Source organism: Tissierella sp., assembly GCF_032104385.1.
Classification (GTDB): Bacteria; Bacillota; Clostridia; order Tissierellales; family Tissierellaceae; genus Tissierella.
In genome coordinates this window covers 158757-175620 of record NZ_DAMCHJ010000006.1, presented here as the reverse complement: position 1 = coordinate 175620, position 16864 = coordinate 158757, and the positions used below count along the sequence as shown (strand labels likewise).

Annotated in this window: 18 protein-coding genes, 1 pseudogene and 1 other annotated feature; of the genes and pseudogenes, 2 read left to right on the top strand and 17 right to left on the bottom strand. The window is 29.7% G+C overall.

Translation table 11 applies throughout. The annotated features are described in order from the left end of the window. Positions 1–130: pseudogene (locus RT714_RS08370) on the bottom strand (serine hydroxymethyltransferase); the annotation flags it as partial. 156 nt (positions 131–286) lie between these two features. Here RT714_RS08370 and RT714_RS08365 point away from each other — a divergent pair. Together RT714_RS08365 and RT714_RS08360 are read left to right on the top strand one after the other, a co-directional pair. Beyond that, positions 287–1075 (top strand): threonine/serine exporter family protein, encoded by a 789-nt coding sequence (locus RT714_RS08365; RefSeq protein WP_313757121.1) that lies wholly within the window; start codon positions 287–289, stop codon positions 1073–1075. After that, a complete protein-coding gene (locus RT714_RS08360; protein WP_313757120.1) occupies positions 1076–1513 on the top strand; it encodes a threonine/serine exporter family protein in 438 nt (145 codons plus the stop codon). On the opposite strand, the gene RT714_RS08355 is transcribed toward RT714_RS08360, so the two are convergent. The 16 genes from RT714_RS08355 to yajC all read right to left on the bottom strand — a co-directional run bounded on the left by RT714_RS08355 (position 1510) and on the right by yajC (position 16825). Further along, the gene (locus tag RT714_RS08355) at positions 1510–1776 is read right to left on the bottom strand and encodes a metal-sensitive transcriptional regulator (RefSeq protein ID WP_084725501.1); all 267 of its coding nucleotides are present in this window, start codon (positions 1774–1776) and stop codon (positions 1510–1512) included. The two genes, RT714_RS08360 and RT714_RS08355, sit on opposite strands and share 4 nt — an antisense overlap. A 17-nt stretch (positions 1777–1793) precedes the next feature. Further along, on the bottom strand, positions 1794–2216 hold the full coding sequence (locus RT714_RS08350) for a SoxR reducing system RseC family protein (RefSeq protein WP_313757119.1): 423 nt from the start codon (positions 2214–2216) through the stop codon (positions 1794–1796). 11 nt (positions 2217–2227) lie between these two features. Next, positions 2228–2929, bottom strand: a complete 702-nt coding sequence (locus tag RT714_RS08345) for a tRNA threonylcarbamoyladenosine dehydratase (RefSeq protein ID WP_313757118.1) — start codon at positions 2927–2929, stop codon at positions 2228–2230. 23 nt (positions 2930–2952) lie between these two features. Continuing rightward, positions 2953–4731, bottom strand: coding sequence for an aspartate--tRNA ligase (aspS, locus tag RT714_RS08340; protein WP_313757117.1), 1779 nt, complete (start codon positions 4729–4731; stop codon positions 2953–2955). Positions 4732–4774: 43 nt separating this feature from the next. Further along, positions 4775–4973 (bottom strand) — a binding site (T-box leader). Between the two features lie 48 nt (positions 4974–5021). Next, on the bottom strand, positions 5022–5420 hold the full coding sequence (locus RT714_RS08335) for a bacteriohemerythrin (protein WP_313757116.1): 399 nt from the start codon (positions 5418–5420) through the stop codon (positions 5022–5024). Between the two features lie 21 nt (positions 5421–5441). Further along, positions 5442–6908, bottom strand: coding sequence for a coproporphyrinogen dehydrogenase HemZ (gene hemZ, locus RT714_RS08330; RefSeq protein ID WP_313757115.1), 1467 nt, complete (start codon positions 6906–6908; stop codon positions 5442–5444). A 30-nt stretch (positions 6909–6938) separates the two neighbouring features. Next, on the bottom strand, positions 6939–7559 hold the full coding sequence (locus RT714_RS08325) for an MBL fold metallo-hydrolase (RefSeq protein ID WP_313757114.1): 621 nt from the start codon (positions 7557–7559) through the stop codon (positions 6939–6941). Between the two features lie 11 nt (positions 7560–7570). Further along, positions 7571–8020, bottom strand: coding sequence for a D-aminoacyl-tRNA deacylase (dtd, locus tag RT714_RS08320; protein WP_313757113.1), 450 nt, complete (start codon positions 8018–8020; stop codon positions 7571–7573). Positions 8021–8032: 12 nt separating this feature from the next. Beyond that, positions 8033–10195: a bifunctional (p)ppGpp synthetase/guanosine-3',5'-bis(diphosphate) 3'-pyrophosphohydrolase gene (locus RT714_RS08315; protein ID WP_313757112.1), complete on the bottom strand. Its 2163-nt coding sequence runs from the start codon at positions 10193–10195 to the stop codon at positions 8033–8035. An 87-nt stretch (positions 10196–10282) separates the two neighbouring features. Further along, complete coding sequence (gene recJ, locus RT714_RS08310) at positions 10283–12067, bottom strand: single-stranded-DNA-specific exonuclease RecJ (RefSeq protein WP_313757111.1); 1785 nt, start codon at positions 12065–12067, stop codon at positions 10283–10285. 141 nt (positions 12068–12208) lie between these two features. Then, entirely contained in the window at positions 12209–13075 is an 867-nt protein-coding gene (secF, locus tag RT714_RS08305; RefSeq protein ID WP_313757110.1) for a protein translocase subunit SecF, read from the bottom strand. 15 nt (positions 13076–13090) lie between these two features. Then, the gene (secD, locus tag RT714_RS08300) at positions 13091–14374 is read right to left on the bottom strand and encodes a protein translocase subunit SecD (RefSeq protein WP_313757109.1); all 1284 of its coding nucleotides are present in this window, start codon (positions 14372–14374) and stop codon (positions 13091–13093) included. 10 nt (positions 14375–14384) lie between these two features. Further along, positions 14385–15746, bottom strand: a complete 1362-nt coding sequence (scfB, locus tag RT714_RS08295) for a thioether cross-link-forming SCIFF peptide maturase (protein ID WP_313757108.1) — start codon at positions 15744–15746, stop codon at positions 14385–14387. Positions 15747–15815: 69 nt separating this feature from the next. Then, complete coding sequence (gene scfA, locus RT714_RS08290) at positions 15816–15956, bottom strand: six-cysteine ranthipeptide SCIFF (protein ID WP_072977839.1); 141 nt, start codon at positions 15954–15956, stop codon at positions 15816–15818. A gap of 77 nt (positions 15957–16033) precedes the next feature. After that, positions 16034–16411, bottom strand: a complete 378-nt coding sequence (locus RT714_RS08285) for a TIGR04086 family membrane protein (protein WP_313757107.1) — start codon at positions 16409–16411, stop codon at positions 16034–16036. Between the two features lie 93 nt (positions 16412–16504). Continuing rightward, a complete protein-coding gene (yajC, locus tag RT714_RS08280; protein WP_313757106.1) occupies positions 16505–16825 on the bottom strand; it encodes a preprotein translocase subunit YajC in 321 nt (106 codons plus the stop codon). Positions 16826–16864 lie beyond the last annotated feature (39 nt).

Genomic DNA, 16864 nt, shown 5'->3' with positions numbered 1-16864 from the left:
CTTCCATTACTTGTGGGGTTACAAAGTTTTCTGAAGCTATAAGTTCAATATGTTTCTTCTGCCTATTAAATTCCATTTCAATAATGTTCATCACTTCAGGATCATGCTTAGTTAAATTTGAAAAATCCATCTTCTTCTACTCCCCTCATCTTTTATTTTTTGTAATTAATTATAGTCATATTATGCTATAATATAGTATAACTAATTTCAAAGGTGAAAAACTAATCATTTACATTATATAGAGTTTTTGTCATTTTTACAAGAATATAATTTAAGAGGTGAGAATATGGATAATTCTGAAATCAATAATAGAAAAAGTATTAAAAAATTATTAGTTTTAGCTACTCTAGCAGGAGATATAATGCTTAGAAGTGGTGCTGAGATATATAGGGTTGAAGATACTGTAGTTAGAATCTGTAAATCAAGAAAAGATATTAAATATGTAGATGCTTATATAGTGCCAACTGGAATCTTTATATCATTAGAATATAAAGGTGAATTGATTTCCTATATTAAGAGGGTTAAAACAACTTCAATAGATTTAAATAAAATTACTTTGGTCAATGAATTTTCTCGTAATTTTGTTAGTTCCCAAATGTCCATGGATGATGGACTTAAGGAGTTAAAAAGAATAAATAAGGTAAATAGCTATACAAACTTAACCAAAACCTTTTTTGGTTCCTTGGCAGCAGCATTTTTTTGTGTTCTTCTTGGAGGTTCTTTTTTAGATTTTATTGCTAGTTTTACAGTTAGTTTTATTGTTTTAACTATTATTAATCTAATATCAAAATTTAATCTTACTTTCTTTATTAATAATTTATTCGGTGCAATCCTTGCAGCAGCTTTTTCCCATATTTTCGTTAAAATTGGTATAGGCGGAAATCTTGACAAGGTAATTATAGGCTCTATAATGTGTTTAGTACCTGGAGTACCTATTACCAATGCCACTAGAGATACTATGTCTGGAGATTTTCTGTCAGGATTATCCAGGGGTATGGAAGCAGTATTTTCTGCAATAGCCATAGCTCTTGGTGTTGGTATTATTCTCAATTTTTATGCGAAGGGGGTATTTTAATTGAATATCATTAAACAATTAATATTATCTTTTATGTCTACAATTGGATTTTCTGTGTTGTTTAGTTCTCCAAAAGAAAATTTAATATATGCAGGCATTGCTGGTTCTATGGGTTGGACCATATATTATATAACTGCTAATCTACTTCATAGCAATATTATAGGAACATTTTTTGGAGCTATAACAGTAGGTCTATTGGGTGAACTCTTGGCAAGGCTATGTAAAAAGCCAGCGACCATTTATATCACTTCAGGAATAGTTCCCTTAGTTCCTGGTGCTGGCATGTATTATACAATGCTTGCTATAATAGAGAATGATTTTAATTTGGCTGCAAACAAGGGTGTAGAAACTTTTTTTGTAGCAATTACTATAGCCATAGGAATAATAATTTCCTCAGGTTTTTCCAAATCAATTAAAAGGGTTAAACAAAAGGATTAATTTTGCTTTGTATATTTTAGCATTACATCAACTAATTTATCTAAAGCAGCTTCTTCACTTTCACCTTGTAAATAATCTTTTAAACAATTTTTCATATAATTTTCAAGTACTAAGCCACCTACACTGTTTAAAGCTGCCCTTGCTGCAGCTACTTGAATTAATATATCTCCACAGAATTTTTCTTCATCAACCATCTTTTGTATTCCCTTTATTTGTCCTTCAACCCTTCTCAGCCTTTTAATAATAGCAGTTTTATCTCCCAACAATCGCACCCCTTTATCTAAATAATTCTTGTCATCTGTATTATACCTTTATCCTTTTTACCAAATCTTTTATCAATAATCTTAACTATAAAATATCCTATTGCCATAAATACTAAACCAATTAAAAAACTAAAAGGTTCATAACTAATTACATCTAAGTTTTTCAAAATCTTCATACCTATTAATATCCCTATAATTAACATGGTAACAGGAACCATATATATAATCATAGTATATTTCAGTATGTTTTTAGCTTCTCCTTTTATCTCAACAAAATCTCCAGCTTTAGCATTTACGTTATTTGGAAGTATAACAACATGATTAGGTACACTACAACTTCCACCACAACTTTTACAGTTATCTCCGCATGCTGAAATTCTTCTCACTTCTACTTCAGCATTGTTTCCATTTACTTTTCTTACAAATCCAACCTGCTCCATATTTACACCTCCTAAAACGCAATATCCTTTATTACTTCAGATGCTATAATTAATCCAACTACTGAAGGAACAAAACTAATGCTACCAGGTACTGCCTTTCTAAGATTGTCATTTTCTAGGTTTACATTCCTAGGAATTTCCTCAGACCATACTACTTTAAGGTCTTTGATATCTCTCTTTCGTAACTCATGTCGCATGACCTTAGCTAGGGGACATACCTTTGTAGAGTAGATATCCCCTATCTTAAACATAGTAGGATTTAGTTTATTGCCAGCACCCATAGAACTAATAATAGGTACTCCTCTTTTTTTACACTCTACAATTAAATCAATTTTAGAGGAGATCATATCAATAGCATCTACGATATAATCATATTTATGAGAAAGAAGTATTTCTTTAGTATTTTCATTATATTTTTCTTTAAATATTTTTATATTTAAATCTGGGTTTATATCCAAGATTCTATCTCTCATAGCTTCTACTTTTGATAGCCCTACTGTTTTTATATTAGCATGTATTTGCCTATTGATATTGGTTATGTCTATTATATCATAATCTATTAATGATATGTTACCTATTCCTGTCCTTGCTAATGCTTCTACTGTAAAGGAGCCTACACCTCCAACTCCAAATACAGCTACTGTTGCCTTGGATAATCTTTTCATTCCTTCTTTACCCAGCAATAGTTCTGATCTCATAAATGGACTATTCATTTCATTCTCCTTCCAAAACTTGACTATTCAATATTAAGCTTTACATGAACTTCTTCTAGCTGTTTATCTGAAACAATAGTAGGTGCATTTGTCATTAAACAAGTAGCTGATTGAGTCTTAGGGAAAGCAATAACATCACGAATATTTGATGTATTTGATAGAAGCATTATAAGCCTATCAAAACCATAGGCAATTCCACCATGTGGAGGAGTCCCGTATTTAAAAGCTTCTAAAAGGAATCCAAATTTATCCCAAGCTTCTTCCTCTGTAAATCCTAATGCACTAAACATTTTCTTTTGTAAATCAGAATTATTGATTCTGATACTTCCTCCACCCATTTCATCTCCATTAATAACTATATCATAAGCCTTAGCTCTAACTTTTTCAGGCTGAGTTAAAAGTAATTCTATATCTTCATTCATAGGATGTGTAAATGGATGATGCTTAGCAACATATCTATTTTCTTCTTCATCAAATTCAAACAACGGAAATTCAGTAATCCAAACTAATTTCATATCATTTGGATGGATTATATTTAATCTTTTCGCTACTTCATTTCTTAGATTTCCTAAACTATCATATACAACTGAGTTCTTATCAGCTACAAATAGGATTAAATCTCCTTTTTGTCCATCCATTCTTTCTAAAATACTCGTAAATTCTTCCTCACTGAAAAATTTTGCAATAGGGGAGGTTATTCCTTCTTCTGTAATCTTTATCCAAGCTAATCCTTTAGCACCATAAGTCTTTGCATATTCTTCTAGAGAAGTTATATCCTTTCTAGTAAATTTATCTCCATATCCTTTAATATTTATTCCTCGTACGGAACCTTGGTTTTCTACAGCTCCACTAAATACTTTAAAACCACAGTTTTTAACTAAATCTGAAATATCTTTTAATTCAAACCCAAATCTTAAATCAGGTTTATCCACTCCAAATCTCTCCATAGCTTCAGCATAAGTCATCCTATCTATTGGTAATTTTATCTCTATTCCTTTTATTTCCTTAAATATTTTATATAAAAGTTTTTCATTTATTGAAATAATATCTTCTACGTCTACAAAGGACATTTCTATATCTATTTGAGTAAATTCTGGCTGTCTATTAGCTCTTAAATCTTCATCTCTAAAACATTTTACTATTTGATAATATCTATCCATTCCTGAAACCATAAGAAGTTGCTTCATTAGCTGTGGTGATTGTGGCAATGCATAAAACTCACCCGGATTTACTCTACTGGGAACTAAATAGTCTCTAGCACCTTCAGGTGTTGGTTTCGTTAACATAGGGGTTTCAGTTTCGATAAAATTATTTTCATATAAGAAATCTCTTACTACTTTAGCTGTTTTTGCCCTTAATTTCAATTTTTCTTGCATAGATGGTTTTCTTAAATCTAGATATCTATATTTTAATCTCATACTTTCTGAAACATTATCATCATCCTTAATATAAATAGGCGGAGTTTCAGATTCGTCTAAAATCTTAAGTTCTTCTACTAATACCTCTACTTCTCCAGTTGGTATTTCTTTATTAATAGATTGTCTAATCCTTACTTTTCCTCTTACTGCCAATACAAATTCTGATCTGATTTTCTCTGCTTTTTCGAATATCTCACTGGATACTGTATTATCAAATACTATTTGAGAAATTCCAGTTGTATCTCTTAAGTCAATAAATATAAGTGAACCTAGATTTCTCTCTCTTTGTACCCACCCCATCAACACTACTTCTTGACCATCATGCTCCGGTCTTAATTCTCCGCACATAATAGTTCTTCTTAAATTTTCCATTTTTTCTACCATTATATTACCTCCTCAAAAAAATATAAACCCCTCATCTCTGATATACAGGGACGAGAGGTTATCTCGCGGTACCACCCTAATTAGGTATTTCCTCACTCAAAAATTTAACGCATTTCTGCGAATTAATCTTATAGATTATCTACTCCAAGGTGTCTTCATTAAATATTAGTGTCAGTTTTCCACCTTTTACTGACTCTCTATAACTAATTAATTTAACTACTATTCCTTTTCAATGTATTATATTTATTTTTATTAATTATAGAATATAAAATAACCGATGTCAAGGAGTATTATTGAATACCCTTCATTAATTTAATATATTTCTTATCTTCAATATTTATATGATTCGCAAGCCACTCTATGATTAATACTTTTAAATCGTTTAAGTTTTCTTCTGATACCTGTCCCTCTATTGTATTTTGATATATTCTATAAATCTTCTCGATAAAGTAATTATGTTGTCTTCTATGTTCAATAAAGTCTTTATAAGAATCTTCCATCATCAATATTTCTTCTTCATAAAAATGATTGTTTGCATATCCCATCAAAAATATAAATATTTTCTCAACTTCTTTAATATCTGAATTAACCCCTAAGCTAAAAATCTCACTGGCCTTATCAAATATACTTTTATGCTGCTTGTCTATGGAATCTATTCCTGTTTCTAATTCATCTGTCCACCATAACATAATCCTTAAACCCCCTTCCTATTAACTACTTTCTAATATAACTTTTTTATTTTCAATCAGTTCATCTATTCTTTCAATATATTCTTTTAAATCTTTAAAATTAGGAACTCTTTCTATTCTATTTTCTTCTGGAAAGAAAATCTTAGATACTGAGCCCATTCCTGCTGCCATTATAGTTTCTTTTTCTTCCATCATGGCAATATTATATATACATTCCATTTTTGGTTTGCAATATCCTATGTTCTCAAGGTTTCCAAGTATCTGTTTTTGTCTATAAAGATAATAGGGTTCTAGCCCCATCTCTTTTGAATATTCCATGGTTTTATTAAACATTGCACTTAAAACATTCTGAGGTTGCAATGAATATTGGTCCATGGTGTCTCTAAACTTTGATCCCCTTTTTACTGAAAGTGTATGGATTGTTAGGTTCTCTGGATCTAATTTTTTAATTTCTTCTAATGTTTTTTTAACATGAAAAATGTCTTCCCCAGGAAGTCCTATAATTAAGTCCATATTTATTATATCAAACCCAATTTCCTTAGCTAATTTAAAAGTTCTAATAATATCTTCTGTTTTATGCTTCCTACCTATTAATTTCAAAGTAGTATCATTCATGGTTTGTGGATTAATACTTATTCTTCCTATGTTATTTTTATTTAACATTCTCAGATAATCTTCTGTAATGGTATCTGGTCTGCCAGCTTCTACTGTAAATTCTTTTATATCTTTTTCTCCAAAATTATTATAAATAGCATGAATTACCTTCTCAAGCTCTGTTGGCAGGATTGCAGTTGGAGTACCTCCACCTATATATACTGTATTTATATTTTTCCCTTTCATCATTTTAGATATACTATTAATTTCATATATTAATTTTGAAATATATTCTTTAATATGATTTCCATATCTGCCTATAGGTAAGGCTGGAAACGAGCAGTATAAACATCTAGTAGGACAAAAAGGTATACTTATGTATAAACTATACTTATCCTTATCTAAGGGCTTAATATACTTTCTTTGCTTCTTTCCAATACTTAATATCAACTGGGCCTTATCAATATATAGTTTATATTCTTGTGTTAACACTCTAATTATCTCATTATCATCTATATTTCTATCCAATAGCTCATGGACAATTTTAACTGGCCTTATACCTGTTAAAATTCCCCACGGAATTTCAGCTTCATTTAGAAAAATTAACGTATTATATAAGGATTTTTTAATTCCAATTCTTATATATTTATCTATGGAGTCTCCATATACTTCTATAAGATCAATTTTTTCCGTTGATTGTTTAACTAAAACATCATCTATATATAATCTTGTAGTGGTATATTTTCTTCCATTCTCATCATATAAAGAGTTAATTATAAGAATTCCTTCACCTATATAATCATTTTGTGTATCAATAGATATAATCTCTTGTCCTGGGAAAAACACTCTAATTAATTCAACTAATTCATATTTAATTTCGTGATTTATTAACAATAGCTTTATCACAGAATCACCTTATTTATCTTAGCGTAAAAATGGATTTGAAGTCCTCTCTCTACCTATTGTAGATGGAGCTCCATGTCCTGGAAATACTTTAATATCATCTGGATAAATCATTAGTTTATCTTTTATTGAGTTTATTATAGAGTCATAATCTCCCCCTAGTAAATCCGTCCTACCTATAGAACCTGTAAATAAAGTATCTCCCGTTATTATACTATCTCCTATTTTTATACATATACCTCCTAGAGTATGCCCAGGAGTGTGAAGAACCTGGGCTTTTTCATCACCAAATTCTATAATATCTCCATCTTTTAGAAGTATATCAGGTTCTATTTCTACTGTTCCCATAGCCATTATTGTGGAAAGATTTTTATTTCCATCAACTAGAATTTCTCTATCGTCTTCATGTATCATCACTGGAACAGATAGGACTTTATTTAATTGTATTACTCCTCCTATGTGATCCCCATGACCATGAGTAAGTACTATATATTTAATTTTAAGTCCATTTTCTCTTATTGATGAAAGTATATCATCCACATCTCCACCTGGGTCTACAACTATACCATCTCTTGTAACCTCAGAATATATAATATAACAATTAGCTGCGTATACACCTGCTGGTATTCTTATTATCTTCAAAACTTTACCTCCTAAAATGTTTTTTTGCTATCTAATAATATGGTTACAGGCCCATCATTTATAAGACTTACTTTCATATCAGCACCAAAAATGCCTTTTTCTGTTTTTATTTCCTTAGTCTTACATTTATCAATAAATTCTAGATACATTCTCTCGGCTATATCGGGATGTGCTGAATCAGTAAAACTAGGTCTTTTACCTTTTCTTACATCTCCATAAAGAGTGAACTGGGAAATAACCAATAACTCTCCATTAATATCCAATAGAGATAAATTCATTTTATCATTCTCATCTTGAAATATACGAAGTCCTAAAACCTTATCTACTAAATATTCTAAGTCCTTTTCTGTATCTCCTTCACCTATGCCAAGAAATACTAATAATCCCTTTCCTATTTCACCAACTACTTTATTATCTACTTTAACTGCAGCTTCTGAAACTCTTTGTACAACTGCTCTCATCTATATCTCTCCTTAAGCTGTAACTCTATATACATCCATTACATTTTTTATTCTTTTTACCTTTTTCATTAAATCCCTTAACTCTTCAATATTTTTAATCTCAAGGGTCACATTTATAAATACTATTTTATCCTTGGATGTTCTAGCGTTTAATGATATTACTCCTAAATCAGAATCTGTTATTTTTTGAGTGATCTCTGCCAAAAGTCCTGATCTATCTGATGCCTTTATCTGTATTTCAGCAGGATAAGATGCTTTCTTCTGGAAATCCCATTCTACTTCTATAAATCTCTCTGCATCCTCTGACATTATTATATTTGGACAATCTGCTCTATGAACTGAAACTCCCCTTCCCCTAGTTATATAACCTACTACTTCATCTCCTGGAACGGGATTGCAGCATTTGGAAAATCTTATTTTAATATTATCTATACCTTTTATCTTAATACCTTGAGTAGGTTTACTTATCTTCCCTTGAGTAGGTTGCTGTATTTTACTTTCTATAAAAGCTTTTTCATCTGTTATCTTATAATAATCATTATATTGTACTTTTAATTTTGAAATAACTTGATTTAATGTTATATTACCATAACCAATAGATGCATACAAATCATCAATAGAATTTACACTAACTTTAGATGCTATGTTTTTCAGCCATTCATCTTTTAAAATTTCAGATGTTTTATACCCTAATCTTTTAACTTCTTTTTCTAATGATTCTTTTCCTCTTATAATATTTAAATCTTTTTCCTTAGCCTTAAACCATTGTCTAATTTTAGTTTTTGCTTGAGTACTTTTTACTATCTTAATCCAATCTCTACTAGGTCCATTGCTATTTGCAGATGTAATTATTTCAACAATATTTCCATTTTTTAGTCTATAATTTAAAGGAACAATTCTTCCATCTACTTTAGCACCTACACATTTATTTCCTACCTCAGTATGAACTCTATAAGCAAAATCAATAGGCGTAGAACCATCAGGAAGGTTTATTACATCTCCCTTTGGAGAAAATACAAATACTTCATCTGTAAAAAAGTCTATCTTTAATGTTTCCATAAAATCCTTAGGGTCATTTAAATCTGATTGCCATTCAAGTAATTGTCTTAACCATGTAAGTTTATCATCAAAGCTATCAGATTTTGTACTCCCCTCTTTGTATTTCCAATGGGCAGCTATTCCATATTCTGCTGTTCTATGCATCTCCCAAGTACGTATTTGAACTTCAAATATCTCTCCCTTCATACCAATTACTGTAGTATGAATGGATTGATACATATTAGGCTTGGGCATTGCTATATAATCCTTAAATCTTCCTGGTAAAGGTTTCCATAAGTTATGGACTATACCAAGCACTTCATAACAATCCTTAATATTATCTACTATAACCCTTATAGCAGTTAAATCAAATATTTGCTCAAAAGCCTTTCCTTGATGAACCATTTTTTTATATATACTATAAAAATTCTTTGGTCTGCCGCTAACATCATATTTTATTTTGACTTCATCTAATTTTTTACTCAATGTTTCTATTATGTTTTTTACATATGCTTCCCTTTCCTGCCTTCGCTTAGAAACCTTATCAACTAAATCATAATAATTATCAGGGTCAAGATATCTTAAGGATAAATCTTCTAGTTCCCATTTTATTTTGGAAATTCCTAATCTATGTGCTAAGGGAGCATAAATCTCTAAAGTTTCTAGAGCTTTTTCTTTTCTCTTTTCATCTCTCATATATTCTAATGTTCTCATATTATGAAGTCTATCAGCCAATTTAACTATAATAACTCTTATATCATTAGCCATAGCTAAAACCATTTTTCTTAAATTTTCTGCTTGGTTTTCCTGTTTGGTTTTATATTGAAGTTTCTTTAATTTTGTTACTCCTTCTACTAAATTGGCTATTTCAACTCCAAATTCTTCTACAATATTCTCATAGGTTATTTCTGTATCTTCTATAACATCATGAAGTAAGCCCGCTACTATAGTATCTGTATCCATATTTAAATCTGCTAATATAATGGCAACATTGAAGGGGTGAATAAAAAACTTTTCACCTGAATTTCTTACCTGTCCTTCATGAGCTAGTTGAGCAAAATTATATGCCTTTACTATAAGGCTTAAATCTGCTTGTGAATTATATTGTTCTATTTTTAATAGTAAGTTTTCTAACATTTGATTCACCCTCTTCATATATAATGAATGTGTCTATAAGTTTGATTATTTATAATTACCCATTATCCATTTCTTATAACAAATAGGTTAAGATGTGATATTCTTTGCTACCCTATAATTTTGGATTATAATTTGCAAATTAGTATTACCATTATATTCATTAATTGAAGGATAGTATAGAATATCAATTTTTATATTATTATCTATTCCACTATAGATTTTATTAAGTTCATCTTTTCCGTAAATGCTTTCTATTGCATTTTCAAAGGCCTCAATATCTCCAAAAAATATTCCTTCCAGTGTCTTTTTATTTTGATCTTCTAATATTAGTTTTAAAACATTTCTATTTACACCTAATATAAAGCCACGATTAATTTTTAGTCTTTTTTCACCAAATATAGGCTTAGTATTCCCTTTTCCAAATGGTTCTAAAAGTTTTATTTCATCAATTAACTTAAAGTTTATATATTCTAAAGGAATTTGCATATCTATATATACTCTAGGTATTAAATCTTCATCTGTTAATATTGTATTTTTATTTAAAGATTTTCGTAATTTAATTATATTTTCCTCTTCTAGAGATAAACCTGCTGCCATAGGATGTCCACCAAATCTCAATAATAATTCTTTACATTGTGATAGTTCTTCAAACATATTATATCCTTCTATAGATCTACCAGAACCTTTTACTCCATCCTTTCCTTGAGTTAATACTATTGTAGGCTTATTATATTTTTCCTTAATTCTTCCTGCTATGATTCCTGCAATACTTTCATGTATTTCTGGTTCATAGATTACAAATACTTTATCCATCTTTAATTCAGAAGACTCTATAATATTGACTATTTTTTCTACTCCATTTTTAGTCATTTCTTTTCTCTCATCATTTAACTCCCGAAGTTCTTTTGCCAAAGTACTTGCATTATCTAAATCATCAGCCAAGAGCAATTCTATAGCCTTTATAGCTGAATCCAATCTTCCAGAAGCATTAATATTAGGTCCAATAATAAACCCTAGATGATAGACTCCAATTTCCTTACCCTCTATACCTGTTTCTTTTATCAAAGCCTTTAAACCAATGTTTCTAGTCCGATTTAAAAGTTCTAAACCTTTCTTTACTATAATTCTGTTTTCATCAACTAAATCTACTACATCACAGACTGTTGCAATAGCAAGATATTCTAAAAAACAATAAATCTCCTCTGGCGGCAAATTAAACATAGAATATAATTTTTGTATTAATTTAAATACTACTGCTGCTCCACAAAGACCTTTAAATGGATATTTACAGTCCTCTTGTTTTGGATTTATTACTGCATCTGCACCAGTATGCAAATATTTTTTTTCTCCATTTTCATCTATTATAAAAGGTATATCATGATGATCTGTAACTATTACAGTTAACCCAAAGTCTTTTGCAAATTTTATTTGCTCTATTGCTGCTATACCATTATCACAGGTTATTATAGTATCTATATTATCTCGTTTTGCTTCTTTAACAATTTCAATATTTATACCATAACCATCATCAATCCTATTTGGTACAACATAATCAACATTTCCTCCACATTTTTTAATACCTCTATATAATAAATAAATTGAAATTACTCCATCTACATCGTAATCTCCAACTATTCTTATTTTTCTCTTATTAATAATATCATCTCTAATAATAGATGCTCCTTTTGATAAATCTTTCATAAAATCCGGACTATGTAATTTATTTAAATCTGGATATATAAAGCTATCTATTAATCTGTAATCAATTATATCTCTATTAACTAAAAGTTTAGATAAAAATTCAGATATTTTAAAATCCCTTGCAATTTTTTTATAATCAGTTGCTTTGTTTTTTATAAACCATTTCTCCAATTACTTCACTCCAATAGAAATAAAATTTAGATACGCTAATTAGTATCTAAATTTTATCATTTTATTACATTTAATTCTAGTTATTCTTATATATTTCTTATTTTTTGACAAAAACTTCTTATGACATAAAACAAAAACTGCCTATTTAGCAGTTTTTATTTTTCTATTTTTAAGTTCATACCAGATTGGAGATGCAATAAACATTGATGAATAAGTACCAGCTAAGACACCAATCATAAGTGGCAATGCAAGTACCTTAATAGCTTCAACTCCTACTATATATAAAATAAGAATTGCAACTAAAGTAGTGAAAGATGTGTTTATTGTTCTCTTTAGAGATTGTTTTATACTATTATTTATTAGATTTTCTGCTGATTCTTTTGGATATAATCTTGCATTTTCTCTTATTCTATCAAAGATTACTATTGTATCATTTATAGAGTATCCTAAAATAGTTAAAATTGCAGCAATAAATGAACTATTTACTGGAATTCTAAGTATGGAATAAACAGCTAACATAATGAATATATCATGAATTAAAGCAATTATAGCTGCTACACCAAAATTGAATTCAAATCTCCATGTTATATATCCAAGCATTAATACAGTGGCTATTAATGTGGATAGCATAGCTTTTTCCCTTATTTCTTTTCCCATAAAAGGACCAAATTTTTCAGATTGAAAATTATTTTCATTTATATCATATTTTTCTATAAACTTATTTATTATATTTGTAATTGTATCATTAGGAAGGTCTAAAGTGCTTTTTATTATTAATTCATCTTTTTCTAAACCTGCATGTAAAATACTTACATTTTTATCATATTCATCTGTTATTTCTCTAATTTCATCTGCTGGTATAAATTTTCCTGCATTTATTTGAATTAATGTACCACCAGTGAAATCAATTCCATAGTTTAAACCCTTAGTAAAAAACATAAAAAGTCCTGCTAGGATTATAACTAATGAAAATATTGCAAATATCTTTCTATTTTTTATAATATCCATTTTCTCACCCCTCTATTAAGCTCCATAAAGCTTGCTATTCTTACCACCTGTAATTGATACTATTGATTTTAATAAATATTTCGAAATAATAACTGATGTTATCATGGAAGCCACTATACCAATTATTAAAGTTACACCAAATCCCTTAATAGGACCTGTACCAAAATAATATAATACAGTTCCAGCTATTAAAGTAGTTATATTAGAGTCTATTACAGATGTAAGCGCTCTCTTAAATCCTGCATCTACAGCAGTTCTAACACTTTTACCTATTCTTATTTCTTCTTTTATTCTTTCAAAGATTATAACATTAGCATCTACTGCCATACCTATAGATAAAATTAAACCTGCAATGCCTGGAAGTGTTAGTTTAACCCCTAAGGATGACATTGTAAATATAGTTATCAATGTATATATAATAAGTCCAATAGAAGCGATAAAACCAGGAATTCTATATACAAGCATCATAAATGCCATAATTATAAGAAGTGCAATTGCTCCGGCTTTGATACTTTTTTCATATGCCTCTAATCCTAAAGTTGGTCCAATTACAGATGTTTGTAATTCTTTCATCTCTACTGGTAAAGCTCCAGCTCTAATTAAAGTTGCCAATTGGCTAGCCTCTTCTAAAGTAAATCCTCCTGTTATAACAGCCTTACCATCTGTAATTGCTGTTCCACCTTCTGCTGCACTTTTTACTGCAGGATATGATATTACCTGATCATCTAAAATTATATAGATAATTCTATCTTCTCTCTTTGGCTCTAATGTAAGTCTTCCAGTAGCTTCAGCAAATCTTTCAGTACCTTCTTTGTCCAGTTCTAGACTTACAACAATTTCTTGTTGATTTAATTTATCTGTATGATATTGAACTTCTGAACCAGCAACATTTTTACCTGTCAATACAATATTCCTCTTTGGATCAACAAATTGCAACTGTGCTGTTTTACCTATTAGTTCAATAGCCTTTTGTGGATCATTTATACCTGCTAGTTCAATTCTTATCCTATTACCACCTTCAATTGAAATATTAGGTTCTGATACACCAAGACCATTTACCCTCTCATTGATAATAGCTTTTGATTGTTCCATAATTTTTTGAAGTTCAGCACCCTTGGCGTCAGTTTGAGCCTCTAGTACTACATAAACTCCTCCAGCCAATTCCAATCCCAATTCAATTGAATCCTTTGCCTTTGGAATCTCATATTTACCAATCTTAGCGCCACTTAATGCTAAAAATGTGCTGCCTCCTACTAGAGCTAATACTAATATAAATAATATAGTATTTTTAGCTTTCATCTTACCCCTCCTAATCATCTAAGTTTGCCAATATAGATATGGCACATTCTATTCTTTTCTTTTCCATCTCACAGCCTAGTTTATATGCTTTACTGAGATCTTTATGAGCATGGTATGAGTTTGCATGGCATCCTCCACTACAGTAAAATCTTGCCCAGCATTCTCTGCATTCTTCCTTGTTATATACATTAGCTTTCTTAAATTTTTCTCTTAAACCTGTATTTTCAACTCCATCAAAAACAGTACCTAGTTTAAATCCTTCCTCCCCTACAAATTGGTGGCAAGGATATAAATCTCCCTCAGGAGTAACTGCCATATATTCTGACCCTGCCCCACAACCAACAGCTCGCTTAATTATACAAGGTCCCTGCTTTAAATCTATCATAAAATGGAAAAAATAAAACTCTTTGTCCATCTTCTTTATATTAATATATTCTTTAGAAAACTTCTCATATTCATCTAAAACTAATTGCAAATGTTCTTCCCTTAGAGCATAATCCATCTCCTCTGAAGTTACTACCGGCTCTATGGAAATCTTTTTAAATCCATTATTATAAAAATCTAATGCATCTTTGGAAAAATCAATATTATTGCTAGTAAAAGTACCTCTGATATAGTAGTCCTTATCTCCTCTTTTTTCCACCATTTTTTTAAACTTAGGTAGAATAATATCATAACTGCCTTCTCCAGAGATTGTCTTTCTCATATTATCATTGACTTCTTTTCTTCCGTCTAAACTAAGAACAACATTTGACATATTGTCATTAATATAATCAATCTTTTCATCATCAAGTAAAACTCCGTTTGTAGTAATAGTAAATCTAAAGTTCTTATTATATTCCTTTTCTAAACTTCGTCCATAATCTACCAGTTCCTTGACTAAATCAAAATTCATAAGAGGTTCTCCACCAAAAAAGTCTACCTCTAGATTTCTTCTAGAACCAGAGTGTTTAACAAGATAGTCCAATGCCTGTTTTCCCACTTCTAAAGACATTAATGACCTTTCCCCTTTAAAATCTCCTTGAGATGCAAAACAGTAGTTACATTTTAAATTACAATCATGTGCCACATGTAAACACATTGCTTTAACAATATTTTCCTCATTATATTTGAAATTGGAAATATCTACACCTTCAGAAAATAAAAGCCCCTCTTTAGCTAATTCATCTATTTCATTGTAAACATCTTCAACTGCTTTTTCACCATAGGTACTTTTAAATATATTCTTTATTTCATCTATGGACTTTTCTCCATAATAATCTATTATTTCATATACAATTTTATCAACTACATGTACTGCACCAGTATTTACATCTAAGATAATATACTTATTATTTAAATGAAACTTATGCATCTTTGATGCCCTATTCATTAAACTTCCTCCCAATTAACAATTTTATACAAATAAAAAGTAGTGGATAAACCACCACCCTTTACTTTTTTATTTATTTTCGCATTTTTGATTTCCTACAGTACAGGATGTTTTACAAGCTGATTGGCATGAAGTTTGACATTCTCCACAGCCACCTTTAGCTATAGTATCTTTCAAATTGCTGCCAGATATTGTCTTTATATATTTCATTTTAAATCCCCCCTTGGCGTCTATTTTCTGCTATTTATTATATCATATTTTTTTTTGAATTTAAAGCTTTTTTTCTTTTAAGATATGTTTATCCCAATAACACCACCTATTATTCCTGTAATACACGCCAGTGCCAATTTTGAAATTGAAAATATATCCAATGCTAAAGATTTTAAAAAGATAAGATTAAGTATAATTAATATTAAATAATATACTATTCCTACTATCCCCCCATTAATCCAACCTTTTTCCTTGATTCCCTTCGATACATAAATACTGCCTACTATTATACTTAGCATCATAATTACTGTATTCATTAAAGGCATTTTATTTTCTTTAAGCGATGAATAGGTTAATAGTAGTGAAAAAAACAATATTAAAATACATGTAATTATATAGGCTAGAAGCAACCCCCTTAATAAATGAATACCTCTGTCTAAATTTTTTGTTTTCATATATCTCCCTCCTTATCCTTATTTTAATTTATTTAAGGAAAGTGATATTTATTACATAAAAAAGCTTCCTTATTAAATTAGGAAGCTTTTTTTCTATTTATCCTCTTCTTTAGTATCTACTTCTTCATCTTTAGATTTTTTTGATTCATTTTTATTAACTACTGAGCCAACTGACCATCTAGCCATATCTAATTTAGTCTTAGAAGAACCTACTTCTATGGTTATAAAGTCTTCTTTTACTTTTATAACCTTTCCATTAATTCCACCAATGGTAATTATTTCATCACCAACTCTTAAATTATCTCTCATTTCTCTTACTTGCTGTTCTCTTTTCTTTTGTGGTCTAATGGCAAAAATATAAAATACGACTAAAAAACCTATAGGTATTATTAGTCCTTGTAACTGTTGTGGCATGTATAAACCCCTCCCTTTCTATAATCTATTATACAGTAT

What these genes read in the sequence shown, in the direction of transcription:
- RT714_RS08365 (WP_313757121.1), top strand. Translation starts at nt 287, where the DNA reads ATGGATAATTCTGAAATCAATAATAGAAAAAGTATTAAAAAATTATTA.
- RT714_RS08350 (WP_313757119.1), bottom strand. Translation starts at nt 2,216, where the DNA reads ATGGAGCAGGTTGGATTTGTAAGAAAAGTAAATGGAAACAATGCTGAA.
- RT714_RS08345 (WP_313757118.1), bottom strand. Translation starts at nt 2,929, where the DNA reads ATGAATAGTCCATTTATGAGATCAGAACTATTGCTGGGTAAAGAAGGA.
- aspS (WP_313757117.1), bottom strand. Translation starts at nt 4,731, where the DNA reads ATGGTAGAAAAAATGGAAAATTTAAGAAGAACTATTATGTGCGGAGAA.
- RT714_RS08335 (WP_313757116.1), bottom strand. Translation starts at nt 5,420, where the DNA reads ATGTTATGGTGGACAGATGAATTAGAAACAGGAATAGATTCCATAGAC.
- dtd (WP_313757113.1), bottom strand. Translation starts at nt 8,020, where the DNA reads ATGAGAGCAGTTGTACAAAGAGTTTCAGAAGCTGCAGTTAAAGTAGAT.
- RT714_RS08315 (WP_313757112.1), bottom strand. Translation starts at nt 10,195, where the DNA reads ATGTTAGAAAACTTACTATTAAAAATAGAACAATATAATTCACAAGCA.
- secF (WP_313757110.1), bottom strand. Translation starts at nt 13,075, where the DNA reads ATGGATATTATAAAAAATAGAAAGATATTTGCAATATTTTCATTAGTT.
- secD (WP_313757109.1), bottom strand. Translation starts at nt 14,374, where the DNA reads ATGAAAGCTAAAAATACTATATTATTTATATTAGTATTAGCTCTAGTA.
- scfB (WP_313757108.1), bottom strand. Translation starts at nt 15,746, where the DNA reads ATGAATAGGGCATCAAAGATGCATAAGTTTCATTTAAATAATAAGTAT.
- scfA (WP_072977839.1), bottom strand. Translation starts at nt 15,956, where the DNA reads ATGAAATATATAAAGACAATATCTGGCAGCAATTTGAAAGATACTATA.
- RT714_RS08285 (WP_313757107.1), bottom strand. Translation starts at nt 16,411, where the DNA reads ATGAAAACAAAAAATTTAGACAGAGGTATTCATTTATTAAGGGGGTTG.
- yajC (WP_313757106.1), bottom strand. Translation starts at nt 16,825, where the DNA reads ATGCCACAACAGTTACAAGGACTAATAATACCTATAGGTTTTTTAGTC.